Source organism: Gemmatimonas sp., assembly GCF_044344655.1.
Taxonomy (GTDB): domain Bacteria; phylum Gemmatimonadota; class Gemmatimonadetes; order Gemmatimonadales; family Gemmatimonadaceae; genus Gemmatimonas.
This window is the reverse complement of the sequence record NZ_JBIJCN010000011.1, coordinates 52,571-61,771: the sequence shown is the minus strand read 5'-3', so window position 1 is coordinate 61,771 and position 9,201 is coordinate 52,571. Positions and strand designations below refer to the sequence as shown.

The following is a 9,201-nucleotide window of genomic DNA, read 5'->3' as shown; positions in this document are numbered from 1 at the left end:
AACGCGGTGCCGTCGACCTGTCCCACATCGCGCACATACACGATGTTGGGGTGGCGGAGGCGCGCGGCGGTGGCCGCCTCGCGGCGGAAGCGCGTCTCGGCCTGCTCCTGGCCGGCGAACTCCGGCCGGAGGATCTTCAGGGCAACGGGGATCTCGAGATCCTGGTCCACGGCCTCGTAGACCCACGAACAGGCTCCCGTCCCCAACAAGCGGGTGACCCGATACTTGCCAATTCTGCGCCCCAGATAGCGGTTGGGCACGGCGAGGTCCTTTACAGGGGGGGCTGACGCGTGTAAGCTTCCGTGCTACCTGCAATTGCGCGCTACAGACCCGCGATGTGCGTCGCGCACCATGCGCGAAGACAGCTCGGATAACGGCTGAGAATACAACGACGATGGCGTTCGACAAGGCTACCACGATCGACAAGTACCGGGCCCACGAAGGGGACACCGGTTCGACCCGCGTACAGATTGCCCTCCTCACGGAGCGCATCAACTACCTGACGGGTCATTTCCGTACGCACGCGAAGGACCATCATGGTCGCCGCGGCCTGCTCAAGATGGTCGGCAAGCGCCGCCGTCTGCTGGACTATTTGAAGCGTACGGACGTGCAGCAGTATCGCACGCTCGTCCAGGACCTTGGGCTCCGCTACTAAGCTGAGTTCCGTCACGTCGTCGCGCGGGGGCACTGTTGCCTCCCGCGCGATTTGCGTTCTCATGAGGCTACAAAGCAGATGATGCATCGAATCGAGCGGACGTTCGCCGGTCGCCCCCTGGTCATCGAGACCGGTCGGATGGCGAAGCAGGCAGCGGGATCCGCAGTAGTGCAGTTCGGCGAGACCATGGTCCTCGCCGCCGTGACCGTTAGCGAGAACCAGAGCCCGCTCCCGTTCTTCCCGCTCACGGTCGAATACAAGGAAAAGACCTACGCCGCTGGCAAGATTCCGGGCGGGTTCATCAAGCGTGAAGGGCGTCCGCACGATCACGAGATCCTGGCGGCGCGCATCATCGACCGCTCGATCCGGCCGCTCTTTCCGGAAGGCTTCAAGAACGAAGTTCAGGTCTTCATTTACGTCATCTCCGCCGATCAGGAGAACGACGCCGACGTCCTGGCCCTCGTGGCCGCATCGTTTGCGCTGAACGCCTCCAAGATTCCGTTCCTCGGCCCCATCGCCGGTGTTCGCGTGGGCCGGGTGCAGGGCCATTGGGTGCTCAACCCCACCTTCCAGCAGCTCGCGTTCTCCGACATGGAGCTCGTGGTCGCCGGTTCGAAGGATTCCATTGTGATGGTGGAAGGCGGCGCGCTCGAAGTGTCCGAAGAGGACGTGCTCGAATCGCTGCGTCTCTCGCACGATGGCATTCGTGAGCTCATCGCGGCGCAGGAAGAGCTGCTCGCCAAGGTGAAGCAGCCCAAGATGGCGTGGACGAAGACCGAGACGCCCGAGGCCGTCGCGGCGCGCGTCAAGGACGCCGCGTCGGGGCGCATTCGCGAAGCGCTCAACCAGAAGGACAAGCACACGCGTATCGAAGCGATCGAGCGCGCGAAGAAGGAGCTCGCCGAGGCGCTCGTCGTGGAGTTCCCCGATAACGCCAAGGATATCAACAGTGTGCTCGGCGACGTCGAGTACAACGAGCTGCGCGCGCAGGTCCTCGATACGAATCTCCGCGTCGACGGCCGCAAGCCGAATGAAGTGCGCGCCATCAGTGTCGATAACGGCGTGTTGCCGCGGGCACACGGTTCGTCGCTCTTTACGCGTGGTCAGACGCAGGCGCTCGTGGCCGCGACATTGGGCACCGCGAAGGATGCGCAGCGCCTCGATTCCATCAAGGAAGCGGGCGAAGTCACGCGCTCCTTCATGCTGCACTACAACTTCCCGCCGTTCTCCACCGGTGAAGTGCGTCCGATGCGTGGCACCAGCCGCCGCGAGATCGGTCATGGCAATCTCGCCGAGCGTGCGCTGCAGGGCGTGCTCCCCGACTTCGCCGACTTCCCGTACACCATCCGCATCGTCTCCGACGTGCTCGAGTCGAATGGCTCGTCGTCGATGGCCTCGGTGTGCGGTGGCTCGCTGGCGTTGTTTGATGCCGGCGTGCCCATGAAGGCGGCGGTCGCCGGTGTGGCGATGGGCCTGATCAAGGAAGGCAAGAAGTACGCGATCCTCACCGACATCCTGGGCACCGAGGATCACCTCGGCGACATGGACTTCAAGGTCGCGGGCACCACGGAAGGCATCACGTCCATCCAGATGGACATCAAGATCGAGGGGCTCGACCTCAAGATCATGGAAGAGGCCCTCACGCAGGCAAAGGAAGGGCGTCTCCACATCCTCGGCGAGATGGACAAGGCGCTCGCCGCCCCGCGTGCGGAGCTGTCGCAGTACGCGCCGCGTATCGTGACGGTGCAGATCCCGGTCGACAAGATCGGTGAGCTGATCGGCCCGAAGGGCAAGAACATCCGCGGCATCCAGGAAGAGACCGGCGCCGAACTGACGGTGGACGACGACGGGACCGTCACCATCGCCGCCGTTGGCGGCGAGAGCATGGAGCGTGCGAAGCAGATGGTCATGGCCATCACGGCCGAACCCGTGGTGGGCGAGACGTACGAAGGCACGGTCAAGACGGTAACCGCGTTCGGCGCCTTCGTGGAAATCATGCCCGGAACCGAAGCGCTGCTGCACGTCTCGGAGATGCGGTGGGAGCGCGTCGAGAAGCCGGAGGACGTGTGCAAGAAGGGCGATCGCGTGACCGTCAAGCTCGTTGACCGTGACGAGCGTGGCCGCCTGCGCCTCAGCATGAAGGCGTTGCTGCCGCGGCCGGAAGGCATGGTCGACGAGCCGCAGGGTGAGCGCCCGCCGCGTCGTGATGACGGAGAGCGCGGTGATCGCGGCGGCGATCGTGGTGGACGTGGTGGACGGAACGGCGGTGGTCGCGATCGGCGCTGAGGCTTCGGGCGCTTCGGCGCCCCAGCTGCACCGTACGGATCTCCCCAATGGACTGACCGTGCTCTCGGAAGCCGTTCCGGGAGCGCGGTCGGTTGCTTTCGGGGCGTGGGTCCGCGCAGCCACGTTGCACGAGCAGAGCGAGCAGATGGGGGTCTCCCATCTGCTCGAGCACATGGTATTCAAGGGCACGCGCAGCCGAAGTGCCCAGGAAATCGCCTTGTCCCTCGAAACGCTCGGCGGTTCGCTCGATGCGTACACTGAACGTGAACACACCTCGTATCAGGCGCGCGTGCTTGATGAGCACCTCGCCGATGCGGCGAGCGTGATTGGGGAGCTGATCTTCCATCCGCTGCTTCGTCCCGAGGATCTTGCGCTCGAGCGCAAGGTCATCCTCGAGGAGATCAGCATGGTCGACGACACGCCCGACGACATCATCTTTGATGTGCACAATCGCGCCTTGTGGGGCGATCATCCGCATGGCTATGCGATCCTCGGTACCCGCGAGACGGTGCAGGCGCTCGACGTCTCCCACCTTCGCGGGCTGCACGCCCGCGCATACCACCCGGGGCGACTCGTGGTGGCCGCCTCTGGACGCGTGGAGCATCAGCAGCTGCTCGACATCCTCGGGCAGACGGGGTGGCTCGATGAGCCGCGCGGTGACACCACGCCCTTCGCGGTTGATCCGGTCGAAGTGGCAGGGCCGCACGCCGAACACGTGAAGCGGAAGGATATTGCGCAGACGCACATGGTGCTCGGTGGGCAGGGGATCCGTCACGGAGACCCGCGACGCTTCGCCTTCGCGCTCGTGGACATGCTGCTCGGCGGGGGCATGAGTTCGCGGCTGTTTCAGAAGGTGCGGGAGGAGTTGGGGCTCGCCTATAGCGTGCACAGCTTCAGCAGTGCCTATGCCGACACGGGGGCTCACGGAGTGTACGTGGCCACCGCACCGGCGAGCGCCCAAGAGGCCCTCGATGCCGTCCGCGACGTACTGCGTGACGTGGCGACCAACGGCCTCTCGGCGGAAGAGTTGGCGGCGGGGAAGCGTCAGCTTCGTGGACAGCTGGTGATGTCCATGGAGGGAATTTCCTCCCGCATGTATCGCGCGGCCACGACGGCGCTGTACGGCGAGCCGTTCCGCACGATCGACGAGCTGATGGCGCTCGTAGATGCCATCGACGAGGAGCAGGTGCGCGAGGTCGCGCAGGACTTTTTCGATCCGGATCGACACATTCTCGTGAGCCTTGGTCCTCGGGCCGTGCGCTGACGAACTCCCCTTATCCAGAACGATGATGCGTATTGGCGTACCCAAGGAGATCAAGACGAATGAGAACCGCGTGGCGCTGGTCCCGGCGGGCGCGGAGGCCCTCGTTGCCAGCGGTCACGAGGTTTACATCGAGACTGGCGCAGGCATTGGTAGCGGTTTCGAGGACAGCGCGTATACGGCGGTCGGCGCGACGATCGTGCCGGATGCAGCCACTGCGTGGGCCAGAGCGGAGCTGTTGCTCAAGGTGAAGGAGCCGATTGCCGTGGAGTGGCAGTATCTCCGCAGCGATCTCACGCTGTTCACGTATTTCCATTTCGCTGCCGACGAGCAGCTCACCAAGGCGCACCTGGCCAGCGGCGCCACGTGCATTGCCTACGAAACGGTTGAACTTCCCAACCGCGATCTGCCTTTGTTGATCCCGATGTCCGAGGTGGCAGGGCGCATGGCGGTGCAGGAAGGGGCCAAGTACCTCGAGAAGTTGTACGGTGGCCGCGGTGTGCTTCTCGGCGGCGTACCGGGCGTGGCGCCCGCCAAGGTTGTCATTCTTGGCGGCGGCATTGTGGGGGTGAACGCCGCCAAGATGGCGGCCGGACTGGGCGCGAAGGTGGTGGTGCTCGATCTCTCGCTCGAGCGCCTGCGTTACCTCTCCGACGTGATGCCCGCCAACGTGCAGCTCGTCCACAGCAACCGCCACAACATCCTCGAGCAGATCAGCACTTGCGACCTCGTGATCGGCGGGGTGCTCATCCCGGGCGCGAAGGCCCCGAAGCTCGTCCGCCGCGAGGATCTTGCGCGCATGCGTCCGGGCGCCGTGATCGTGGACGTGGCCGTGGACCAGGGTGGCTGCGTGGAAACGATCAAGCCGACGACCCACGAGAATCCCACGTACACCGTGGACGGCATCATTCACTACGGCGTCGCCAACATGCCGGGGGCTGTACCGCGCACGAGCACGCTGGCACTCACGAATGCCACGCTCCCCTACACGCTGCAGCTAGCCAGTAAGGGGTGGAAGGCCGCGCTCAAGGACAATGGCGCGCTCCTCAAGGGACTCAACATGTCGGCGGGGAAGGTCACCTACAAGGGGGTGGCGGATGCTTTCGGCATGGACCTCGCCGCTCCGGAAATGTTCCTGAGCTGAGCGGATTACGCAGGTACTGGTCACACGCGGCGGCACGGTGCTCCTTGCACCGTGCCGCTTTGCCGTCATACGAATGGTCGCCACCACAATGCGATTGTGCTTCGGCAATAGGTCGGTTCACTCCATGAACATGCCCACGACCGGCGCCGGCGCTACACTCACCTCAAGGAACAGTCACCCCCCATTTCCAACCGAGATAGCGCTCGACGATCAGTCGGTCGGTTGTTGAAAGGGCCGATGGGAAGACCAGCACTTCCCCAATCGCCCCGGGTAGCGTGGGACTGGCTGACTGATCGCCATGACGTCCAAGAGCGATGGGCTGCATCGTATTGGTGCCCGAGATCGGGAGGGTTCCGGTCCAGAGGCCGTTGCCGTAGACAGTGAGTGTACTCGTCGTTTGCACCGCCCCAACGAGGGTGGTCGCATTCGTCGTGATCGTGATGCCGCCCAAAATTGGTGCACAGCCAAGACTGTTCCCGTTGTCTGTTCGAGACTGCACGACCCAGCGGCCACCGACGGCCTTCACGCTGGTGAGCGGATTACCGCCCAGGTTGGCGGTATTGCGGTCGACCAGGTACTGGCCAGCCCCGTCGGTACAGGTCCCGCTGACGACGCTCCCCGTCGTGCGGAGGACAACGAAGAGGCTACGGGCGCCGCTGATCCCATAGCTCACGCTGTTACCCACGAGCACGTCATTCGCACCATCGAACACGACCGCAGGTCGACCGTTGATGCCGCTGGCCGAATACGTGGGGCGTAGGCTGGACATCGATTGCTCGACCGTTCTGCTCGATCCGGCGCGATCACGCCACGTCGTGATCGCCGATCCATTCAGCGTGAACGACGCCCCGTGCTGTGCATCGAGGTGCAGGGTGGGTGTGCCAGGCAACAGGCCGTTACCGGTCATCGTCAAGCTGGGACCCTGACCAATTGATGCCGACTGCCAGACGGTGAGCTCGTTCGCGCCATTGTCGAGTATCCAGTTTCCGCTCGGAATGCTCGCGTGGCCTGACGCGCTCGTCATCGCATTATAGGAACTGAGCCCGTACACGCGACCGCCACCACCTGTGACCTGCCATGCCACGATCACGTTGGGAATGCCGTTCCCGTTTCCGTCGGTCAGGCGCACGCGCGGGGCCACGGACGGGCTCGTACCGGCGTTGGCACTCTGGGCGTTCCCCGCGTCGATCGCCAGCGTGCCCGCTCCCCACTTTCCCATCAGGAACAGGGTCAGCGCTTCCAGTTCGGCATTGGTGGCAGCACGCGGGAGCAGGACAATCTCGCCGAGGTCACCGTTGTACCAGCTGGCCTCGTGGCGGCCAATGGTCGCGCCGCTGTTCATCGTGATGTTCCCGACGGCGTTATCGGTGGCGATTACCGCATTGTTGATGCTCAAGGAGCGTGTGCCGTTCATGTACCGCATCGCCCATACGCGGGTGGGATGCGCCGTCGCCGTCGTGAAGGCCGAGACGGTACCAACAAGCGGACTACTCCCGTGTGAGACGAATGCGGTCGAGGACGACGCATAGCCGAGGATGGGGGTGGGGGCGCCACTTGCCGCACCGCGCCCGAGGATCGCCCCGGGATCAACCGAGCGACGGCGTTCGACCACGAGGATCGTGTAGGCACCGGTACCGTTTAACGCCCGATTGGTCAGCGTCAGAAAGTCGGTCCCATCAAACCGCAGCATGTTCCTCAGTACCAGCGGGTTGGGCTCCACACGTGGGGCGGAGGTCGCCGTTGCTGTGAGGTGACGGGACCACCCTGACTTATCACGCCACTCCGTGACCAGTCCGCTGCTGGTCGTGATTGTGCTGGCATCCGATGCGTCTACCCAGAGGGCGGCATCACAGACTGAGGTGCTGCCAATGCACGTGCCGCCCGCTGTTGCGGTGAAGTCCACACTCCGTGCACCGAATTGCGCGCGGATCGAATTGGTGCCGCTTGCGCCAAGGGTCCAAGTGACGAACGCGTCCCCGTTGGCGTCCGTGGTGGTGATCAGGGTGCTGAGTGTGCCTGCTCCGGTGAGGATTTGCCAGCTGACGGTCGCGCCTGTGAGAGGCGTGCTGTTGTCATCGGTAACGCGCACGCGTGGCGCCACCGGCAGGGTTCCCCCGACCGTCCCCGTCTGGCCGTCACCAGCGACCGCGGTGAGGGTCCCGAGCGACCACTTGGCCATGAGGGCGCGATTCACCGTCGTACGTTCTGCGTCGCTCAGGGCGCGCCGGAAGAGCAGGACTTCTCCCACGTCGCCATCGTAGAACACCATGGTGCCAGCGAGATTGAGCCGGCCCACGGCAGCGCCGCTCCACGAGAGCACGCTCCCTGTCGTGGCGTCCGTGGCAACGGTTGCATTATTCACTTGCAGCGATCGAGCCCCGCTCGTCCAGCGCGCCCCCAGTACGCGCCCCGGCTCGGCCGCGAGGGTTGTGAATGCCGCCACGCTGGCATCGAGGTTCGCCTCATAGTGTGAGAGCCGCAGCGCGTCAGTGGTGCTGTAACCAAGCAGCAGGTTATTGCGGGAGCTTGTCGTAGTGCCACCCAGCACGAAGTTCGATGAGCGGGACGATCGCCGGCGTTCGATCACGAACGCCGTGTACGGCGCGCCGCTGGCCACATCGGCCATCGGCACGAAGTGGCTGCTGCCGTTGAATCGAAGCGCGGTGCGGCCATTGAAACCGGCCGTGACCACGAGCGGTCCAGCTGTTGTCGTACTATGGCGGGCTGCCCCGCTCAGATCATGCCATGCCGTCAGGACGTCCCCACTCTGGATGATCGTACCGGGGGCGTCGGCATCGAACCAGAGCGCCGCACCACACACGCTGTACGCAGCGGGGGCGCTCGCCGTAAAGGTGGCGGTGGTGGGTAGTACGGTGCCGTTCACACTGGCCGTAACCGAAAGCGGCACGCCGCCGCACGCGGTGGGCACCACGGTCACCACGCGTCGGCCGTTGCCGTCGGTGGGGCCTTCGTTACGCACGGTAGCGGTGCCGCCCGCCACGCTGACCGTGACCAGTGCACCGATCAGTGGATTGCCGACGGTGTCGCGCGCCGTCACCTCGACAAGGGTACTGTCGGCGGCTGAGGTCACGGTGGGGTCCGTGAGGCGGAGCGTACTCCCGCTGAGACTGAGGTTGGTGGCGCCGATCGTGACAGGCACAGAGCGGAGCAGGGTATAGTCGGCAATTGCAAGCAGCTGCGCGCTCTGCGTGATCGGGCTGCTGACGGTGCCGGTGGCGACGCCTGCGGCAGTGGTGAGCGCGCTGGGCTGCACGGCGCGCCAGTCGCGTCCGGTTCCACTCAGCCACACTGGTACATCGGGTACCGGCAGTCCTTGCACCGTGCGTGCGGTCACGGTGACCAGCGTGGTGGCCGCGGCAAGCCAGGAGGTGCTCGCCGCGACGACCAGCGATTGGGTACTGTCGACCGCAGTGGCAGGAGGGCCGCTGGCGGCGATGGTGAGGTTGAGAGTGCGCGTACTCCGGCTGCCGCTGTCGTCCACCACCGTCACGCTCAACGGGTAGCTTCCGGCGCGGGCAAACACGGTGCGGGCACGAGCGCCGGTGATCTGCGTGGTGCCATTACCCAGGCTCCACTCGTAGGCTACGACGCTCCCGTCCCGGTCGATCGAGAATGACGCATCCACCGTGACCGTATCGCCGGGCCGGGGCCAGCGCGGCGATACGGTGAATAGTGCCATGGGCGCCACATTCACCGTCGTGGTGCGCTGATCGCCGAGTTGGTCCAGTGGCACCGTGGGTAGAACCCGGTCCCGCTGGCAGCCCGCAAAAGCAAGCACCGTGGCAAGAGCACGACGACATGCGTATGCCGAACGCGTGATCGCAAGAGACATGG

Annotated in this window: 6 protein-coding genes; 4 read left to right on the top strand and 2 right to left on the bottom strand. The window is 64.9% G+C overall.

The genetic code is table 11. The features are described 5' to 3' along the window. Positions 1-260, bottom strand: a 260-nt coding sequence (locus ACIQ51_RS05300; protein WP_396203970.1) for a protein kinase, incomplete at its 3' end; no start/stop codon positions are given. A gap of 134 nt (positions 261-394) precedes the next feature. Here ACIQ51_RS05300 and rpsO point away from each other — a divergent pair. The 4 genes from rpsO to ald all read left to right on the top strand — a co-directional run bounded on the left by rpsO (position 395) and on the right by ald (position 5,346). Then, positions 395-655 carry a 30S ribosomal protein S15 gene (rpsO, locus tag ACIQ51_RS05295; RefSeq protein ID WP_026850731.1) on the top strand — a complete coding sequence of 87 codons (261 nt, stop codon included), beginning with the start codon at positions 395-397 and terminating at the stop codon, positions 653-655. Positions 656-736: 81 nt separating this feature from the next. Next, positions 737-2,941 (top strand): polyribonucleotide nucleotidyltransferase, encoded by a 2,205-nt coding sequence (locus ACIQ51_RS05290; protein ID WP_396203974.1) that lies wholly within the window; start codon positions 737-739, stop codon positions 2,939-2,941. Continuing rightward, complete coding sequence (locus ACIQ51_RS05285; protein WP_396203969.1) at positions 2,841-4,205, top strand: M16 family metallopeptidase; 1,365 nt, start codon at positions 2,841-2,843, stop codon at positions 4,203-4,205. Before ACIQ51_RS05290 ends, ACIQ51_RS05285 begins: the two co-directional genes overlap by 101 nt. Positions 4,206-4,230: 25 nt before the next feature. Further along, positions 4,231-5,346, top strand: a complete 1,116-nt coding sequence (ald, locus tag ACIQ51_RS05280; protein WP_396203973.1) for an alanine dehydrogenase — start codon at positions 4,231-4,233, stop codon at positions 5,344-5,346. 163 nt (positions 5,347-5,509) lie between these two features. Here the strand turns inward: ald and ACIQ51_RS05275 are convergent, their stop codons facing one another. Further along, positions 5,510-9,145 carry a PKD domain-containing protein gene (locus tag ACIQ51_RS05275; protein ID WP_396203967.1) on the bottom strand — a complete coding sequence of 1,212 codons (3,636 nt, stop codon included), beginning with the start codon at positions 9,143-9,145 and terminating at the stop codon, positions 5,510-5,512. Positions 9,146-9,201 lie beyond the last annotated feature (56 nt).

Coding starts and splice junctions, on each gene's coding strand:
- ald (WP_396203973.1), top strand. CDS start 4,231: ATGCGTATTGGCGTACCCAAGGAGATCAAGACGAATGAGAACCGCGTG.
- rpsO (WP_026850731.1), top strand. CDS start 395: ATGGCGTTCGACAAGGCTACCACGATCGACAAGTACCGGGCCCACGAA.
- ACIQ51_RS05290 (WP_396203974.1), top strand. CDS start 737: ATGCATCGAATCGAGCGGACGTTCGCCGGTCGCCCCCTGGTCATCGAG.